At 66.4% G+C, this 17,866-nt stretch carries 14 protein-coding genes; 8 read left to right on the top strand and 6 right to left on the bottom strand.

The features are described from left to right. Positions 1-56: 56 nt before the first annotated feature. The 4 genes from WCE59_RS00275 to rnfB are packed head-to-tail and all read left to right on the top strand — an operon-like array spanning position 57 to position 4,993. A complete protein-coding gene (locus WCE59_RS00275; RefSeq protein WP_343256711.1) occupies positions 57-2,012 on the top strand; it encodes an alpha/beta hydrolase family protein in 1,956 nt (651 codons plus the stop codon). Positions 2,013-2,035: 23 nt separating this feature from the next. Next, positions 2,036-2,461, top strand: coding sequence for a DUF2147 domain-containing protein (locus WCE59_RS00270; RefSeq protein ID WP_449284079.1), 426 nt, complete (start codon positions 2,036-2,038; stop codon positions 2,459-2,461). 55 nt (positions 2,462-2,516) lie between these two features. Further along, positions 2,517-4,577 (top strand): methionine--tRNA ligase, encoded by a 2,061-nt coding sequence (gene metG, locus WCE59_RS00265; protein WP_343256709.1) that lies wholly within the window; start codon positions 2,517-2,519, stop codon positions 4,575-4,577. Continuing rightward, positions 4,574-4,993 (top strand): Rnf electron transport complex subunit RnfB, encoded by a 420-nt coding sequence (rnfB, locus tag WCE59_RS00260; protein ID WP_343256708.1) that lies wholly within the window; start codon positions 4,574-4,576, stop codon positions 4,991-4,993. The genes metG and rnfB overlap by 4 nt, the downstream gene beginning before the upstream one ends. A gap of 22 nt (positions 4,994-5,015) precedes the next feature. On the opposite strand, the gene WCE59_RS00255 is transcribed toward rnfB, so the two are convergent. From WCE59_RS00255 to WCE59_RS00230, 6 genes are all read right to left on the bottom strand, one after another. Continuing rightward, the gene (locus tag WCE59_RS00255; RefSeq protein WP_343256707.1) at positions 5,016-6,008 is read right to left on the bottom strand and encodes a TraB/GumN family protein; all 993 of its coding nucleotides are present in this window, start codon (positions 6,006-6,008) and stop codon (positions 5,016-5,018) included. A gap of 35 nt (positions 6,009-6,043) precedes the next feature. Beyond that, positions 6,044-6,997, bottom strand: a complete 954-nt coding sequence (locus tag WCE59_RS00250) for a DUF1684 domain-containing protein (RefSeq protein WP_343256706.1) — start codon at positions 6,995-6,997, stop codon at positions 6,044-6,046. Positions 6,998-7,061: 64 nt separating this feature from the next. Continuing rightward, complete coding sequence (gene mutL, locus WCE59_RS00245; protein WP_343256705.1) at positions 7,062-8,894, bottom strand: DNA mismatch repair endonuclease MutL; 1,833 nt, start codon at positions 8,892-8,894, stop codon at positions 7,062-7,064. Positions 8,895-8,990: 96 nt separating this feature from the next. After that, entirely contained in the window at positions 8,991-10,412 is a 1,422-nt protein-coding gene (locus WCE59_RS00240) for an N-acetylmuramoyl-L-alanine amidase (protein ID WP_343256704.1), read from the bottom strand. 81 nt (positions 10,413-10,493) lie between these two features. Beyond that, positions 10,494-10,985 (bottom strand): tRNA (adenosine(37)-N6)-threonylcarbamoyltransferase complex ATPase subunit type 1 TsaE, encoded by a 492-nt coding sequence (gene tsaE, locus WCE59_RS00235; protein ID WP_343256703.1) that lies wholly within the window; start codon positions 10,983-10,985, stop codon positions 10,494-10,496. Further along, positions 10,982-12,475: an NAD(P)H-hydrate dehydratase gene (locus WCE59_RS00230; protein ID WP_343256702.1), complete on the bottom strand. Its 1,494-nt coding sequence runs from the start codon at positions 12,473-12,475 to the stop codon at positions 10,982-10,984. Before WCE59_RS00230 ends, tsaE begins: the two co-directional genes overlap by 4 nt. Positions 12,476-12,500: 25 nt before the next feature. Between WCE59_RS00230 and queG the strand changes: the two genes are divergently transcribed. The 4 genes from queG (at position 12,501) to WCE59_RS00210 (ending at position 17,796) form a co-directional block, all read left to right on the top strand. Beyond that, positions 12,501-13,583 (top strand): tRNA epoxyqueuosine(34) reductase QueG, encoded by a 1,083-nt coding sequence (gene queG, locus WCE59_RS00225; protein WP_343256701.1) that lies wholly within the window; start codon positions 12,501-12,503, stop codon positions 13,581-13,583. A gap of 184 nt (positions 13,584-13,767) precedes the next feature. Next, positions 13,768-15,327, top strand: a complete 1,560-nt coding sequence (locus WCE59_RS00220) for a phospholipase D family protein (RefSeq protein WP_343256700.1) — start codon at positions 13,768-13,770, stop codon at positions 15,325-15,327. Positions 15,328-15,444: 117 nt separating this feature from the next. Further along, a complete protein-coding gene (locus WCE59_RS00215; protein WP_343256699.1) occupies positions 15,445-16,545 on the top strand; it encodes a Glu/Leu/Phe/Val dehydrogenase dimerization domain-containing protein in 1,101 nt (366 codons plus the stop codon). Positions 16,546-16,641: 96 nt separating this feature from the next. Continuing rightward, on the top strand, positions 16,642-17,796 hold the full coding sequence (locus WCE59_RS00210; protein ID WP_343256698.1) for an isovaleryl-CoA dehydrogenase: 1,155 nt from the start codon (positions 16,642-16,644) through the stop codon (positions 17,794-17,796). Positions 17,797-17,866: the final 70 nt, after the last annotated feature.

The following is a 17,866-nucleotide window of genomic DNA, read 5'->3' as shown; positions in this document are numbered from 1 at the left end:
ACCGGCTGTATATTTCGATCAGTTGCTCTTAACCGTTGCCCTCAAGTGAGACCTTCATGTCCAAACTGAAGCACGCTTTGTGCGCGATTGCCCTGCTGCTGCCTGGCGCAGCGCTTGCCCTTCCCCCGGTGGAAGACTTCGTCAAACGGCCCTCCTACGGCACCGCCCGGATTTCGCCCAACGGCGAATATCTGGCGATCACCGTCGACCGCGGCGAACAGGACGTACTTACCGTGCTGCGTACCGCCGACCTGCAGCCGGTCAAGATCAACATCCTTCCCGACAACAAGAGCATCGGCCAGTTCCGCTGGGTATCCGACAACCGCCTGATGTTCAACGCGGTCAAGAAAATGGGCGGCTACGCGCAGCCGTTCCTGCTGGGTGAGTGGTACGCGGTCAACGCCGACGGCAGCCAGGCCACGCCGGTCATTTTCCGCGGCACTCGCGGTGCAACCCAGCGCTCGCAGGCGGTCGGTCTCGAGAGCTTTTCGCTTCTCGATCCGCTGCTGGACGATCCGCGCAACGTGATCATGCAATCGCGCTTTCCGCGCTCGGCCGAAGGCTCGTCTACGCAGGTCGTGCGCGTTGATACCGTCAGCGGCCGTCGCCAGGTGCTGGCCACCGCACCCAAGGCCAACTGTTCGGTATCGCTGGACGCAGCCAAGGAACCGCGCTTTGCGGTGTGCTCGTCTTCGCGCAACGAAGCCGGCGAGCACGAAGAACGCACCGAGCTGTACAAGCGTGATGGCATGCGCTGGGACCTGATCAACGCCTCCCAGTCCGACGGCAAGCACCTGTGGGTGGAGCACACCACGCCGGACGGCACGATTTACGCAATGCAGAGCGATGACAACCCGGGCGCCATCGGCATTCTAGATACCGTCACCGGCAATTTCACCTCGCTGCACCAGGACAACGCCGCCGATATCTCGCACCTCCTGTGGACCACCGACGAATCCACGCTGATTGCCGTGACCACTTCTGCCGGCGCGCCCAAGGTGACCCTGCTGGACGAGGAGCATCCCGAATCGCTGCTGTACCAGTCGCTGGCGGCAGCCTTCCCAGGCAACTACGTGAACTTCGACAGCCACACCGCTGACGGCAAGCAGATCATCGTCTCGGTGCGCAGCGACACCAATCCGGGCGAGCTGTACCTTTACGACCGCGATACCGCCGAAGCCCGGTTCCTGATGCGCAGCCGCGACTGGGTTGATCCGGAAACGTCCGCGACCATCCGTCCCTTCCACGTGCGCTCGCGCGACGGCCTGGACCTGTACGGCTACCTGACAATCCCCAATGGATCGGACGCAACCAACCTGCCGCTGATCGTCAACCCGCACGGCGGGCCGATTGGACCGCGCGACCAGTGGGGTTACAACGGGGAAGCCCAGCTGTTCGCCAGCCGCGGCTATGCGGTGCTGCAGGTGAACTTCCGCGGCTCCGGTGGCTACGGTCAGGGCTTCATGGACGCCGGGCACATGCAGTGGGCGGAAGGGATCCAGAACGACATCATCGATGCCACCCGCTGGGCCATCGAGCAGGGCCACGCGGATCCGGAGCGGATCTGCATCTACGGTGGCAGCTTCGGCGGCTACTCCGCGCTGATGGCGCCGATCCGCGAGCCGGGCCTGTTCCAGTGCACCTTCGGCTACGTGGGCGTCTATGACGTGGACATGATGTTCAACCGCGGCGACATTCCGCGCAGCCAGATGGGTCAGCGCTACCTGCGCCGTACCCATGGCACCGACTCGAACGTGTGGGCCCAGAACTCGCCTGCTCGCCGGGCTGGTGAAGTGAACATTCCCGTGTACCTGGCGGCGGGCGCCCGCGACGAGCGCACGCCCCCCGAGCAGACCGAACTGATGAACCGGGCCCTGATCGCCGCTGGCAATCCTCCCGAAGGGATGATCATCCAGTCCGGGGAAATGCACGGCTTCTATGATGTGGACAACCGGGTCAATCTGTACACCGAGATGCTCGACTTCTTCGAACGCCATATTGGTGGGCACTGAGCCCGCTCCAGGAGACTCCAATGATGCAACCGATCCGAATGCTGCTTGTGGCCGCCCTTTGCCTTCCGCTGGCGGCGCTGGCTTCCGGTCCCGAAGGCCGCTGGAAGACCATCGATGACGAAACCGGGCAGACCAAGTCGATCGTGGAGATCAGCCGCACTTCCGACGGCACCCTGTCGGGCACGGTGATCGAAATCCTGCAGTCCGACAAAGGCCCCAACCCGGTGTGCGATGAATGCTCCGGCGCGCGCAAGGACCAGCCCATCCAGGGCATGACCATCCTGTGGGGCATGACTGAAAAGGGCGATGAGTGGGCCGGCGGCACCATCCTGGATCCGGCCAAGGGCCGCACCTACCGCTCCAAGATGCAGATGCACGGCGATGACGAGCTGGGCGTCTCCGGCTGCGTTGCGTTCATCTGCCGCGAGCAGGTGTGGCAGCGCGAATAGGCTGCACTACGGGGCCCGCATGCGATAATCCCCTGCCCTTCAAATACTGCCTGCCATGTCCCGCACTGCGATCGTCACTACTGCCCTGCCCTACGCCAACGGCCCGCTGCACCTGGGTCATCTGGTCGGCTATATCCAGGCCGATATCTGGGTGCGGGCGCAGCGAATGGCCGGCAGTACGGTGCACTTCGTCTGTGCCGATGACACCCACGGCACGCCGATCATGCTGGCGGCGGAGAAGGCGGGCATGACGCCGGAGGAGTTCATTGCCGGCATCCAGTCCGGACACGAGCGCGACTTCGCCGATTTCGGCGTCGCCTTCGATCATTACGACTCCACCCACTCGCCGCGCCACCGGGCCCTGACCGAGGCGATCTACGCCCGCTTGGAGGCCAACGGCCACATCAGCCGGCGCTCGGTGGAGCAGTTCTACGATCCGGCCAAGGGCATGTTCCTGCCCGACCGCTACGTCAAAGGCACCTGCCCGCGCTGCGACACGCCCGAGCAGTACGGCGACAACTGCGAGCAATGCGGCGCCACCTATGCGTCCACCGAGCTGAAGAATCCCTACTCGGTGCTGTCGGGCGCCGCGCCGGAGCTGCGCGAGTCCGAGCACTTCTTCTTCGAGCTGGGCCACTTCGACGGGTTCCTGCGCGAATGGCTCGCTGGTGACGTCGCCGTTCCGGGGGTCAAGGCCAAGCTGCAGGAATGGTTGGACGGCGAAGGCGGGCTGCGCGCCTGGGATATCTCCCGCGATGCGCCGTACTTCGGCTTCGAGATTCCCGGGCATCCCGGCAAGTTCTTCTACGTGTGGCTGGATGCCCCGATCGGCTACCTGTCCAGCCTGCAGGCGTTGAGCGAGCGCGAAGGTCTGGATTTCGAAAGCTTCCTGGTACCGGACAGCCAGGCCGAGCTGCACCATTTTATCGGCAAGGACATCGTGAATTTCCACGGTCTGTTCTGGCCGGCGGTGCTGCACGGGGCCGGCAAGCGCGCGCCCAATCGCCTGCACGTCAACGGCTACCTGACCGTGGACGGCGCCAAGATGTCCAAGTCGCGCGGCACCTTCGTGATGGCTCGCACCTATCTGGACAGCGGCCTGCACCCGGAGGCGCTGCGCTACTACTTCGCGGCCCGATCTTCTGGCGGCGTGGACGATCTGGACCTCAATTTTTCCGACTTCGTCAGCCGGGTCAATTCCGACCTGGTGGGCAAGTTCGCCAACCTCGCCAGCCGCTGCGCGGGCTTCATCAGCAAGCGCTTCGAGGGACGCCTGGCGGCCGAGCTGCCCGAGCCGGAGATGTACGCACGCTTCGTTGAAGCGCTGGGCCCGATCCGCGAGGCCTACGCGCGCAACGAAGTCGCCACCGTCCTGCGCCGCACCATGGCACTTGCCGACGAGGCCAACCGCTATATCGATGACCACAAGCCGTGGGTGATCGCCAAGCAGGAAGGCGCCGATGCCGAGCTGCAGGCCGTGTGCACCCAGGGATTGAACCTGTTCCGCGTGCTGGCCGGCGCCCTGCGCCCGGTGCTGCCCACTGTGGCTGCCCAGGCCGAAGGCTTCCTCAACGCGCCGATCGCGTCCTGGTCCGATCTGGACGCATCACTGCTGGACCATGAAGTGTCCACCTACGTTCCCCTGTTCACCCGCCTTGACCCCAAGCACATCCAAGCCATGATCGACGCCAGCAAAGATACGCTCGCCCCCGCGGCCGACGCCGGTAGCACCACACCCCCGAAAAAGAAGGCCGACGGCCAGGCCAAGGTAAAAGCGGACGACGACTTCATCAGCATCGATGACTTCGCCAAGCTGGATCTGCGCATCGGCAAGGTGCTGGCGTGCGAGCTGGTGGAAGGCTCGGACAAGCTGCTGCGCTTTGAACTGGACGCCGGTGAGCTGGGCAAGCGCCAGATCATTTCGGGAATCCGGGCCAGCTACGGCGCGCCGGAAAATCTGGTGGGGCGCAGCGTGGTGTTCGTCGCCAACCTGGCGCCGCGCAAGATGCGCTTTGGGGTCAGCGAAGGAATGATCCTCTCCGCCGGCTTCGACGCTGGCGAGCTGGCCCTGCTGTCCGCCGACGAGAGCGCGCAGCCGGGCATGCCGGTGCGGTGAACCCGCCGGGCCTGGTCGAGCGCATCGACCGGATCCTGCCGCAGACCCAGTGCCGCCAATGCGGCTTCGATGGCTGCCGCCCCTATGCCGAAGCGCTGGTCCGGGCCGAAGCGGATATTGACCGCTGCCCTCCAGGCGGTGACGCCGGCGCCCGCGCCTTGGCCAACCTGCTCGGTGTGGCGCCCAAGCCCTACGATCGCAGCCGCGGCAGCCACAAGCCGCCACAGTTGGCGCTGGTGATCGAGGCCGATTGCATCGGCTGCACCAAGTGCATCCTCGCCTGCCCGGTGGACGCGATCATCGGCGCCAGCAAGCACATGCATGCGGTGATCGAGGCGCTGTGCACCGGCTGCGAGCTGTGCGTGCCGGCCTGCCCCGTGGACTGCATCGTGATGGTCCCGCCCGCAGCCCCCTAGGAGCTGCAGGCGGACCGCTGGATCATTCGGAACAGGCGGTGCAGATGCGCTCAATCTGGTAGCCGTTGGCTGCCAGCTTTTCCACCACGCCGTCTTCGCCCAGCAGGTGCAGCGCGCCCACCACGACCAGTGTGTTGCCGGTGCCATCGGCACCCAGCATGGCTTCGATCTGCGGCAGCCAGGCGTCGTTGCGTTCAACGTTGATGCGCTGGTAAAGGGCCGGAAATTCCTCCGCCATTTCCACCGCCATGCCGTCCCAGATGGCCTTTTCATCACCACTGCGCCAGGCGTCGTGGAGCTTGGCGATTTCCGCCTGGCCCTCTTCCCCGGTGCCCTCCAGCGACGACTGCAGGAACTGCAGCTGCTCCTGGTCCGACATGCCGGTAAAGAAAGCGATCTGCTGGTCGGCGGTTTCAAGGCCCGAGGTGCGCTTGCCCGCTTCGGCGGCGCGCTTGGCCATGTGGTTGTCCAGCCCGAGTTCGGGATCCAGCCCGAACTTTCCCATCTCGGTCACGGTGACCATCAGCGAGACGAACCACGGCTGGAACATCTGCAGCACTTCCGGGGCAAGCTGCATCTGCTGCAACTGCGCGGCGTTTTCCGTGGTCCAGGCATCCAGCGCAGCCACGGTTTCCTCGGGCAGCGCGCTGTTCAGGGGAGTGCCGTCGGTGCGCATCGCGGCCTGGCCCATCTTCATGCCCAGCTCCGGCGACTGCAGCTGCTCCGGCGGAATCTCGAACACCACCTCTTCCGAATCGCCGAACGCGGCGTCCACGTCGGCCGACAGCGGGTAATCATCCGGCTTGAGCAGGTGGAACGAGCCCAGCAGGTACACCGCACGCTCACCATTGCTTGCCTTCCACAGCAGCGGCACCGGCGCTTCGTGCTCGACCGCCGGTGCGGTGACAGCGGCCTGCGGCTGGTCTGCCAGTGCAGCGGCACAGAACAGGCCGGCCGAGGCCAGCAGCAGCGTTGAAAGGGTCTTGCGTCCAACCAGGCGTGACTTCAACTTCATCTGAATCTCCATGTCGTAAACCGCTTCGTGATTGATCAGCCCGCCGGAGCCACGTAGGCCTTTTCACCGGCAGTAATGGCCAGGTCCAGGCGATTTTCCAGCGGCGGCAGCGGGCAGGTGGAGTAGTTGGTAAACGCGCAGGGTGGATTGTAGGCACGGTTGAAGTCCAGCATGACCCGGCCATCGGCATCCGCTGCGTCAGCATCCAGATAGCGACCGGCACCGTAGCTGCCCTGCCCCGAAGTCCGGTCGGCCAGGATCAACAGCAGTCCATCAGCACCGTCATCGAGTGCCTGCAGGCGGAACACCTGCCCATCGCGCTCGAATTCAACCACCCCTGGATTACCCATTGTTTCGGTACCGCCAATGAGTGATGCCACTTCGAGCATCTGTCCTGGCGGATGAGCGGAAAACTGTCCTTCGATCAACCATGAAGCGTCAACCGGCCAATAGTCGATGCCGGCAAAACGCAGCCGCGAATCCGCCTCCAGATGCCGCACCCGCAGCGCCCGGCGTCCTGCGCGCTCGATCACGTTCATCTGTCCCTGTCCGGCATCGAAATCGATCAGGGTCGGGGTGCTGCTGCGATCGGAATGCAGTTCCGTCCGCCCGGTCAGCGGCTCCCCGTCCACTGTCAGGCCCACGCCGCGCTCCGGGGTCAGATACAGCCGCCCCTCCCGCTGCTGCAGCATCCCCAACCGGGGCGGCCCCTTCGCCAGGCGCATACCGCTTTCGCGACTGCTGCCAATGTAATGGGCGTTGAGTTCAATCCAGTGCAGACCCACCAGCGTGGTCCAGCCGTCAGGCGCGAGCAGCCGGTCGCGCCGCTCGGCCCGCCAGGCTTCCTGTTCGCTGACAAAGGCCGCATCAGCTGCGGCCGTAGCAGCGGCGACTTCGGTATTTTCGCTGCGATCACCGCTGCAACCAGCCACCGCCAACGCCGTGCCCAGCAGCAACGCTGCGGACAATCTGCTTATCAACTTGCGCATCCCCTTCTGCATCCTCTTCTGCATCCCCTTGTGCATCAGTCCCCCTTTGCAGCGCGACTGGCCGTCAGCGTCCGCGCATGAACCAGCGATCGATCTCGGCCAGGCTGAAGCGCGCCCAGGTCGGACGCCCATGGTTGCACTGCCCGGAGCGTTCGGTCTCTTCCATCTGTCGCAGCAGTGCGTTCATCTCGGGAATGGTCAGGCGCCGGTTGGCGCGCACGGACCCGTGGCAGGCCATGGTGGACAACAACTCGTCACGGGCACTGGCCACCCGGCGACTGTCGCCATGCTCACGCAGGTCTGCCAGCACATCACGCAGCAGCGCCTCGGTATCGCCTTCGGCCAGCAGCGCCGGCACGCCGCGCAGCAACAGTGACTGTGGTCCGCTGCGCGACACCTCGAAACCCAGCGTCTCAAGAATCGCGGCATGGCCTTCGGCCACATCCGCCTCGCGCTCGGCCACTGCCAGGGTCTGTGGCACCAGCAGCGGCTGCATGCGCAGGCCTTCGCTGTCATGGGCGCGCTTGAGCTTCTCGTAACCGATGCGCTCATGCGCGGCGTGCATATCGACCACGATCAGGCCGTCCGCACACTGGCTGAGGATATAGATGCCGTGCAGCTGGGCGATCGCGTAGCCCAGCGGCGGCGCCGTCGTGTCATCGGCTGCAGGCAGCGGCCCAGGACGGGCAGCATCCACGCCCTGCGGCTGCGACGCGACAGACCAGGACTCAGGTGCCGCGGCAGACGATGCATCGCCGTACAGGGCGGCATAGCCGGCGCGCGCCTCATCGGTGCGCAGCGACAGGCCTGACTGCGCGGCCATCCATTGCTCCGACCGCGCCGGGGCCGCCCCACCGAAGGCACCGGCTCCAGCCGTTTCCGCAGCTGCGGCCTGCTGGCCGGCACGGGTCCCGGCCAATACCTCGTGCAGGCTGCGTCGGACGAAGTCGTAGATCAGGCGGGAGTCGCGGAAGCGCACCTCGTGCTTGGCGGGATGCACGTTCACGTCCACCCGCGCCGGATCCATTTCCAGAAACAGCACGTAGGCAGGCTGGCGGCCGTGATAGAGCACGTCGGAGTAGGCCTGCCGGACCGCGTGCGCCACGCTGCGGTCGCGCACGCTGCGGCCGTTCACATACAGATACTGCTGGTCGGCGCTTGCCCGCGAATAAGCCGGCTGCGCGATCCACCCATGCAGTCGCAGGCCGGCGCCTTCCTGCTCCACCCGGAGCGCGTGGCGGGCAAATTCCGCGCCCAGCGTTTCATGCAGGCGCTCGTCGGAAAACAGTTCGGCGCTGCCCTTGTAGCGGCGCGAGGGCTTGCCGTTGTGACTGACCCGCAGTTCCACATCCGGCCGGGCCAGCGCAAGCGAGCGCAGCCACTCTTCGATATGCCCGGTCTCGGTCCGCTCGGCGCGCAGGAACCGGCGCCGCGCGGGCACGTTGTAGAACAGCTCGCGCACCTCGATGGTGGTGCCGTGCGGGTGCTGCCGCGGTTCCACCTCGCCTACCGTGCCGCCTTCCACCGCCAGCGCACTGCCATGCTCGTCCTCGGCCTGGCGCGAGATGATCAGGAAGCGGCTGACCGAAGCAATCGAGGGCAGCGCCTCGCCCCGGAATCCCAGCGTGGCCACCGACTCCAGGTCATCGAGCGAAGCGATCTTGCTGGTGGCGTGGCGCGAAACCGCCAAGGGCAGATCCGCAGCCGGAATGCCACCGCCGTTGTCACGGATCCGGATCAGGCGTACGCCGCCTTCCTCCAGCTCGATATCCACGCGGGTGGCGCCGGCATCCAGCGCGTTTTCAACCAGTTCCTTGACCACGGACGCAGGCCGTTCCACGACCTCGCCTGCGGCGATCTGGTTGATGAGGACGTCGGGAAGTTGCTGGATGCTCACTGCGGGCGGCACGGGGCCGTCATTGCTACCGGCCAGCGATGATACCGGGCTGCGGCGACCGCTGTACGCGACGCTGCCAGCGGCGTGCTCCGCCGGTCAGGGACTGCCGCCGGAAACAGCTGCTGCGGACTGACCGGCCGCTTCCGCCCTGGCACGCGCGGCGAACAGGGTGCCCGGGGGCGGCTGGTCGGAGAAATAGGTGTTCACCCCATCCAGCACGGCCCGCGCCACGGTGCGCTGGAACTGCGGATCGATCAGCCGCTTTTCCTCTTCCGGATTGGACAGGAAGGCGGTTTCCACCAGCATCGACGGCATGTCCGAGGTGCGCAGCACCGCGAAGTTGGCCCGTTCGATGTTCGGCTTGTGGTTGTTGCCGATGCGCTTGAGGCCGGCGAGGATGTGGTTGCCGGCATCCTCGGAGGCCTTCATCTGCCCGCTCTGGGTCAGGTCCAGCAGCACGGAGGCCAGGGTGTCATCGGTTTCCTCAAGGCGGACGCCACCGATCAGGTCGGCTGCGTTTTCCTTGTCCGCCAGCCAGCGTGCGCGCTGCGAGGACGCGCCGCGCAGCGACAGCACGTACACCGATGAACCCTGGGCATTGCGATTGTGGGCGGCGTCGGCGTGGACCGAAATGAACATGTCCGCCCCGGCCTCGCGCGCGAGTCGGGCGCGGTGATTGAGGGGAATGAACACATCGGTGTCGCGGGTCAGGTAGGACTTCAGCCCGGGGGTGGCATCCACCTGGCGCGCAAGCTCGCGCGCAATGGCCAGGGTGACATCCTTTTCCCGGGTCCCGGTAGGACCGACAGCGCCGGGATCCTGGCCGCCGTGGCCGGCATCGATCGCGATCACCAGCGGACGCATCACGGCCGCGGGCTGCACCGGCACAGGTGCCGGCTGGACGACGGCAGGCGGCGGGGTGTCGATCACGGCTGGTGCCGGGGTTGCGGTCGCGATTGCGGGTGGTGCTGAAGTCGGCACGGCCGACACCTGGGAAACAAGCCGATCAGTCGCAGCCCGTGACGCCGCGGAAGGATTGACAGGCGGCTGTGCGGCCTCTTCCGGCTGGGATACCTGGGCAATGATTTTTCCGATCGGATCAGCTCCGGCAGGGCCGTCACCGGGCCATTCCACCACCAGCTTGGCGCCATCGGCGGAAGGCTCCATGCGCGGTCCGATCGCTGCCACGCTGGTCGCCAGGTCAAACACGATCCGGGTCACGCCCGGCTCAGGCTGACCGTTACGCACCGCCTTGACCAGCCCGGTAGCAGGGGGAAGGCGAAAACTACTCGCCAGGCGCGCCCCCGGAAGATCAATCACCAGCCGGTCCGGGTTGGACAGCCTGATCACCTTGAAATCGGTTTCCGCCGCCAGCGCCAGCTCCGCACGCGTCCCGGTAGGGCCGTTATCGAGGCGTAACTGATTGATTTCCGTTGCACTGGCAACGTTCCACACCAGCCCGGCCAGCAGTGCCAGGCCGAGCAGCAGTTTCTGGAGTCTGATTCCACGAATGCCCATGGGGCCAAGTCAATCATTCCGGCCGCATCATTGCAAGCACTTTCTCCTTGTAAATCGGGCACCTGCCGACCCTTCCTACGGTTACGGTTCAGGAAAGTCCGCCAACTCCCGCTCATCGGCGAGGACCGCCAGCCAGCGCTCCCCCAGCGGACTGCCTGCACCGATCGTGCACCGGCGGCCGGAACCATGGATCGCCAGTGCGATCTCCAGGTCGGCCGGGGGCAACCCGCCCGCGCCGCGTTCCGGCCATTCGACCAGCCACAGCCGGGCCGGTTCATCGTCCAGGCCAAGGAATTCAAGCTCGCCACCCGACCCGATCCGGTAAAGATCCAGGTGCAGCGCCTCCGCATCACCCAGCGGGTAGCGCTCCACCAGCGTGTAGGTGGGGCTGCGGATGGTTCCGGTGACGCCCAGGCTGCGCAACCAGGCCCGGGCCAGGCTGGACTTGCCTGCCCCCAGGTCACCCGCCAGGTACACCACGCCCGGCGCTGGCTGGCTGCGGGCCAGCAGGCGCGCCAGGCGCGTGGTTGCCATCTCGTCCGGCAACAGCAGCTGCAGTGACGTAGCGCTCATGCGTTCACCAACCGGCGCAGCGGGGCGAAAAGATCCGAGGCAAGCATTCCACGCTCTCCTTCCTGTGCGGCGATATCGCCAGCCACGGCGTGCAGCAGCGCGCCCGTGCAGGCTGCTTCGAACGCCGGCTGGCCCTGCGCACGCAGCGCGGCAATGATGCCGGTCAGCACATCGCCGGTGCCGCCGGTCGCCAGGCCCGGATTGCCCGCGGCCACCACCCGCGGTGTTTCATCCAGCGCCGCTACCACGGTGCGCGCCCCCTTGAGCACCACGACGCAGCCGAACTGTTGGCACAGGCCGCGTGCCGCCGCCAGGCGATTGGCCTGCACCTGGGCGGTGGTGGTGCCGAGCAGGCGTGCGGCCTCGCCCGGATGCGGCGTCAGTACCGTGTCGGGCGCAAGCTCCGGCCGATTCCGCCTGGTCAACAGGTTCAATGCATCTGCGTCGAGCACCAGCGGCTTGCCGCCGCCGAGCGCCAATGCGAACTGCGCCGAGCCCCATGCCCCCTGCCCCATCCCGGGACCGATGGCGACCACGTCGGCGCGTTCCATCAGCTCGTGCAGCGCGCCCGCGCCTTCCACCGCCCGGGCCATCACTTCCGGCCGCCGGGCCAGCATGGCGGCCACGTGCGCGGCGCGCGTGGCAACGGCCACCAGGCCCGCGCCGCAGCGCAGTGCAGCTTCGGCGGTCAGCAGAACGGCTCCGCCGGTGCCCTCGTCTCCGCCGACGCACAGCAGATAACCGGCATCACCCTTGTGCGCACCGCGGCGGCGCGGCGGGAAGCAGCCGGCCAGATCTTCCGCGCGCAGGCACACGGCGGCTGCCTGGATCTCTGCCAACAGCTGTTCGGGAAGATCCAGGGTGGCCACAGACAGTTCGCCAGCCCAATCGAGCGCTGCACCGGTGTGCAGGCCCACGTGGGCACCGATGAACTGCACTGTCGCCTGCGCCCTGATCGCTGCGCCGGGCATCGCGCCGGTATCGGTATCCACGCCGCTGGGCGCATCCAGGGCCAGCACCGGGACGCCACTGGCATTGATGGCCTCGACCAGCCGCACCGCATCCGCTTCCAGCGGACGGGACAGGCCGATGCCGAACAGGGCATCCACCCAGATCTCCGCCGCAGGCAGTCGGCCCTCGAATTCCTCGACCCCGCCGCCCGCGGCGACGTATTCACGGCATGCGCGCTCGGCCAGCTCGCCCTGCGGCGCATGCCCGGGCAGCCTCAACACCGTCACCCGCCGCCCCGACTCCAGGCCATGACGCGCCAGCACATAGCCGTCGCCGCCGTTGTTGCCGCGGCCGCACAGCACCACGATCTGCTGCGCCTGCGGCCAGCGTCGCAGCAGCTCGCGCCAGGCGGCCTGTCCCGCCCGGGACATCAGCGCAAAGCCGTCGCCGCCCAGATGGGCGACAGCCGCCGCCTCCAGCGTGCGTGTCGCCTCGCGTGCGTACAGATGGCCTGACCGGGTTGGCGAGCTCGCACTCATGGCCCGGATTCTATACTTGGCCACCATGTCCAGCCCCGACACCATCGCCGGTTCCTGCGATCCGGCCGCAATTGCCGCGCGGATCCGGACTCTCGTGAGCGCGGCCGGGTTCCAGCGCTGCGGCATCAGCGGCATTGAGCTCGGTGAAGACGAAGCCCACCTGCACAGCTGGCTGGCCGAAGGCCTTTACGGGGACATGGAGTGGATGGCCCGTCACGGCAGCAAACGTTCGCGCCCCGGGGAGCTGGTGCCCGGCACGCTGCGGGTGGTGTCGGTCGGACTGGATTACGGCCCCGACAGCCACGACGACGCCTGGGCCACGCTGGCCGACGGTGAGCGCGCGTACGTGGCCCGCTACGCACTGGGCCGGGATTATCACAAGCTGATGCGCAGCCGCCTGCAGAAGCTGGCGGCGCAGATTGCCGATGAGATCGGGCCGTTCGGCTTCCGCGTCTTCGTCGATTCCGCCCCGGTGCTGGAACGGGCCCTGGCGCGCAACGCCGGCCTTGGCTGGATCGGCAAGCACACCTGCCTGATCGACCGCGATGGCGGCTCGTGGTTTTTCCTCGGCGAGATCTACCTCGACCTGCCGCTGCCGGTCGATACGCCCGCTACCACGCACTGCGGCAGCTGCACCCGCTGCATCGATATCTGCCCGACGCAGGCCATCGTGGCTCCAAACCGGCTGGACGCACGGCGCTGCATCTCCTATCTGACGATCGAGCACGAAGGGCCGATCCCGGAACAGCTGCGCCCCGCCATCGGAAACCGCATTTTCGGCTGTGACGACTGCCAGCTGGTCTGCCCCTGGAACAAGTTCGCCCGCCGCACCGACGAGCCCGACTTCCGCGCCCGCAACAATCTGGATACCGCCAGTCTGACCGAACTGTTTGCCTGGGAAGAGGACGAGTTCCTGCGTCGCACAGAAGGCTCGGCGATCCGCCGCAGTGGCCATCGCCGCTGGCTGCGCAACATCGCCGTGGCACTGGGCAACGCCCCCACCACGCCGGAAGTCCTGGCCGCCCTGCATTCGCGTGCCGACAGCGACGACCCGCTGGTGCGTGAGCACGTCGCCTGGGCCCTCGCCCGCCACCAGGGCCAAGAGTAGGAGCGCGCCATGCGCGCGAAGCCGCGTGACATCAATCCACGCGGCGGGGCTTCGGCCGCGATGTCGTGGCCGATACCGCATGGCATAACCGATTTCACGCGGCTTCGCGCGCATGGCGCGCTCCTACATAAGGGAGCTGTTCTCCCTACAATTGGGGCGCTGCCCGGGGAACCTGCGACCGACAATGACCAAGCGAATCAAGCGGATCTTTGGCTGGGGCCTGTTCAGCCTCGGCACGCTGGTGCTCAGCGGCGTCCTGCTGGCCGATCATCTGACTCCGCCAGCCACCGGCGCACCCAGCCATGCGCTGGCGGTGCAGCCCGACCAGACCCTGCTGGACCAGGAGCTGGCTCCGCTGCTGGCCCGCCGCCCTGGGGAGAGTGGCGTGATCATGCTGGTCGATGGCCGCGACGCGTTCGCAGCACGGGCCATCGCCACCCGCCGCGCCGGGCGCAGCATCGACCTGATGTACTACATCTGGCAGGACGATCTGGCCGGGCACCTGCTGCTGAGCGAGCTGCGGCAGGCCGCTGAACGCGGGGTCAGGGTGCGGATGCTGCTCGATGACATCAACGTCAAGGGCAAGGACGGTGCCCTGCTGGCAATGGTGGGACACCCGAACATCGAAGTGCGGGTGTACAACCCGTTCCGCAACCGCGATGGCATCGGCCGGCTGCTGGAGATGGTGCAGCGCAGCTGGAGCATCAACCACCGCATGCACAACAAGGCCTGGATCGCCGATGGCCGGGTGGCCGTGGTGGGGGGACGCAACGTGGGCGTGGAGTATTTCGACGCCGCCGAGGACACCAATTTCCGCGATCTGGACGTGGCCCTGTTCGGTCCGGCGGTTGAAGAGGCCAGCGCCATCTTCGACACCTTCTGGAACAGCGACCAGGTGGTGCCGATCTCGGCCCTGAACCGCAAGTCGCGGCGCACCCTGGAAGCCGTGATGGATCAGATCCGCGAGGAAACCCGCAGCCCGCAGGCGCAGCGGTTCCTGGAAAAGGTGGACACCTCGGACAACGTGCGCCGCTACATCACCCAGAACCTCACCCCGTACTGGACCGATCGCATCCGGGTGCTGTCCGACCCTCCCGACAAGCGTCCCAGCGAAGACCGCTCGCAGTGGCTGATCCACGCCATCCTCGATGACCTGGCGTCCGCCCGCCACAAGGCGCTGCTGATTTCGCCCTATTTCGTCCCCGGCAACGAGGGCGTGGTGGCCCTTGCCGACGCCGCGCGGCGCCATGACGCCCATGTCGGCGTAATCACCAACTCGCTGGTGGCCAACGACGTGCTGGCCGTGCACAGCGGCTACAGCAAGTACCGCGAGCTGCTGCTCAAGGCCGGTATCCACCTGTACGAAACCAAGGCCGATGTGGCCACCGATTCCAGCCTGTTCGGCAGCAGCGGCGCCAGCCTGCATACCAAGGCGTACCTGGTGGACGACCGACGCGGGTTCGTGGGGTCGTTCAACATGGATCCGCGCTCGATCAATCTGAATACCGAAATGGGCGTGCTGTTCGACGACTCCGAGCTGGCTGGTGCGCTGCGCGAGGAGTACCTCACTCTCTCCAGCCCGGAGTTGAGCTACTGGCTGTACCTGGATGAAAAACACAGGCTCCGCTGGCTTGATGGTGCGACCGAGCCACCCACCGTCCATACCACCGAACCGGGCGCCTCACTGCTGCAGCGCAGCATCGTTCGCGTGCTGGGCTGGCTGCCGATCGAATCGCAGCTGTAGCCCGGGACGCGTAGAATACCGGCCCTATCGGCGCCCCTGCGGTGCCGCGCGCCACGTTCAGATTCCACCCACCACACACGCCGGTCCGCGCATCCGCGGGCCGTCACGGAGCCAGCAATGATCTTCGAACAACTCGACACTTCCGGCCACGAGCAGATCGTGTACTGCCACAACAAGGACGCGGGCCTGAAGGCCATCATCGCGATCCACAACACGGTGCTGGGCCCGGCGCTGGGCGGGACCCGCATGTGGCCGTACAAGAGCGAGGCCGAGGCGCTGAATGACGTGCTGCGCCTGTCGCGCGGCATGACTTACAAGAACGCGGTTGCCGGCCTGAACATCGGCGGCGGCAAGGCCGTGATCATCGGCGATCCGGCCAAGGACAAGTCCGAAGCACTGTTCCGCGCCTTCGGCCAGGCCGTGGAATCGCTGGGCGGCCGCTACATCACCGCCGAAGACGTCGGCATCGACGTCAACGACATGGAATTCGTGTTCCGTGAAACCCAGTACGTGACCGGCGTGCACCAGGTTCACGGCGGCTCGGGCGATCCGTCCCCGTTCACTGCCTACGGCACCCTGCAGGGTCTGCTGGCCACCCTCAACCGCAAGTTCGGCAACGAGGAAGTGGGCAACTACAGCTACGCGGTGCAGGGCCTGGGCCACGTGGGCATGGAATTCGTGAAGCTGCTCAAGGAGCGCGGCGCGAAGATCTTCGTCACCGACATCAACCAGCGCCTGCTTGACCAGGCGGTGTCCGAGTACGGCGCCGAAGCCGTGGCCCCGGACGAGATCTACGACGTGGACGCCGACGTGTACTCGCCGTGCGCGCTGGGCGCGACCGTCAACGAGGAAACCCTGCCCCGCCTGAAGGCCAAGATCATCTGCGGCTCGGCCAACAACCAGCTGGCCAACAACGAGATCGGCGATGAAGTGGGCAAGCGCGGCATCCTCTATGCGCCCGACTACGCGGTCAACGCCGGCGGCGTGATGAACGTGTCGCTGGAGATCGAGGGCTACAACCGCGAACGCGCCATGCGCATGATGCGCACGATCTACCACAACCTGACCCGCATCTATGAAATCGCCGAGCGCGACAGCATCCCGACCTACAAGGCGGCCGATCGCATGGCGGAAGAGCGGATCGAGCTGATCGGCAAGCTGAAGCTGCCGCTGGGCCGTCCGGCACCGCGCTTCCAGGGTCGCGTCAAGGGAAGCTGATCCCAGGTTACTTCCAAACCCCCACCGCTTTGCGGCGCCCCCTTTACCAAAGGGGGCTTGGGGTTCCCAGCTTCACCGAGAGATTTGAGGTCGTATATGCGAGCGTTTCCGCTGGGCGAAGAGATTGATGCACTACGCGATGCGGTGAGGCGCTTCGCAGAAGCGGAGATCGCCCCTCGCGCGGAAGAGATTGACCGCGACAACGCGTTCCCACAGGATCTGTGGCTGAAGCTTGGCGAGATGGGCCTGCTGGGCATGACCGTGCCGGGCGAGTTCGGCGGCAGCGAGATGGGTTACCTCGCCCATCTGGTCGCGATGGAGGAAATCTCCCGCGCGTCCGGCTCGATCGGGCTCAGCTACGGCGCCCATTCCAATCTCTGCGTTTCCAACCTCTACGCCAACGGCACCGACGCCCAGCGGCAGAAGTACCTGCCCAAGCTGTGCAGCGGCGAATGGAAGGGCGCGCTGGCAATGAGCGAGCCGGGTGCCGGCTCCGATGTGGTCGGCTCGATGGCCTGCCGCGCGGAGCTCCGTGATGGCGAATGGATCGCCAACGGCAACAAGATGTGGATCACCAACGGCCCCGAGGCCGACGTGCTGATCGTCTACATGCGCACCGCCGGCAAGGAGGCGGGCAGTCGCAGCATGACCGCTTTCCTGGTGGAAAAAGGCATGCCCGGTTTCTCCACCGCGCAGAAGCTCGACAAGTTCGGCATGCGCGGCTCCAACACCTGCGAGCTGGTGTTCGAGGACTGCCGGATCCCGCAGGAAAACGTGCTGGGCGAGGTCAACCTCGGCGTCAAGGTGCTCATGCGCGGGCTCAATACCGAGCGCCTTGTGCTCACCGGCGGGCCGCTGGGGCTGATGCAGGCGGCGATGGATATCGCCCTGCCCTACGTGCGTGATCGCCGCCAGTTCGACGTTGCCATCGGCAGCTTCGGGATCATGCAGGCCAAGATCGCCGATATGTACACGGCGCTGCAGTCCAGCCGCGCCTTCGCCTACCAGGTGGCGCGCGACTTCGACGCCGGCCACAGCTCACGGGTCGATGCGGCCAGCTGCCTGCTGCACGCCTCCGAAGCCGCCGTGCAGGTGGCGCTGGAAGCCATCCAGTCGCTGGGCGGCAACGGTTACATCAACGAATACCCCACCGGCCGGATCCTGCGCGACGCCAAGCTCTACGCCATCGGCGCCGGCACCAACGAGATCCGGCGGATGCTCATCGGTCGGGAATTGTTCGAAGACCGGTAAGGCGTCGGGGGGGGGGGGGGGGGGGGAGAGGGCGTGCCGAAATGGGTGGGAGCTACTAACCCACTCGACA

This window comes from Luteimonas qiangzhengi (genome assembly GCF_039548515.1).
Lineage (GTDB): Bacteria > Pseudomonadota > Gammaproteobacteria > Xanthomonadales > Xanthomonadaceae > Luteimonas.
The sequence above is the reverse complement of the archived record's forward strand: the minus strand, read 5'-3'. Positions and strand labels throughout refer to the sequence as shown.

Excerpts from the sequence above, each read along its gene's own strand:
- WCE59_RS00275 (WP_343256711.1), top strand. The coding sequence starts at position 57 with ATGTCCAAACTGAAGCACGCTTTGTGCGCGATTGCCCTGCTGCTGCCT.
- WCE59_RS00270 (WP_449284079.1), top strand. The coding sequence starts at position 2,036 with ATGCAACCGATCCGAATGCTGCTTGTGGCCGCCCTTTGCCTTCCGCTG.
- metG (WP_343256709.1), top strand. The coding sequence starts at position 2,517 with ATGTCCCGCACTGCGATCGTCACTACTGCCCTGCCCTACGCCAACGGC.
- WCE59_RS00255 (WP_343256707.1), bottom strand. The coding sequence starts at position 6,008 with ATGAAGTTGAAGTCACGCCTGGTTGGACGCAAGACCCTTTCAACGCTG.
- WCE59_RS00250 (WP_343256706.1), bottom strand. The coding sequence starts at position 6,997 with ATGCGCAAGTTGATAAGCAGATTGTCCGCAGCGTTGCTGCTGGGCACG.
- WCE59_RS00240 (WP_343256704.1), bottom strand. The coding sequence starts at position 10,412 with ATGGGCATTCGTGGAATCAGACTCCAGAAACTGCTGCTCGGCCTGGCA.
- tsaE (WP_343256703.1), bottom strand. The coding sequence starts at position 10,985 with ATGAGCGCTACGTCACTGCAGCTGCTGTTGCCGGACGAGATGGCAACC.
- WCE59_RS00230 (WP_343256702.1), bottom strand. The coding sequence starts at position 12,475 with ATGAGTGCGAGCTCGCCAACCCGGTCAGGCCATCTGTACGCACGCGAG.
- queG (WP_343256701.1), top strand. The coding sequence starts at position 12,501 with ATGTCCAGCCCCGACACCATCGCCGGTTCCTGCGATCCGGCCGCAATT.
- WCE59_RS00220 (WP_343256700.1), top strand. The coding sequence starts at position 13,768 with ATGACCAAGCGAATCAAGCGGATCTTTGGCTGGGGCCTGTTCAGCCTC.
- WCE59_RS00215 (WP_343256699.1), top strand. The coding sequence starts at position 15,445 with ATGATCTTCGAACAACTCGACACTTCCGGCCACGAGCAGATCGTGTAC.
- WCE59_RS00210 (WP_343256698.1), top strand. The coding sequence starts at position 16,642 with ATGCGAGCGTTTCCGCTGGGCGAAGAGATTGATGCACTACGCGATGCG.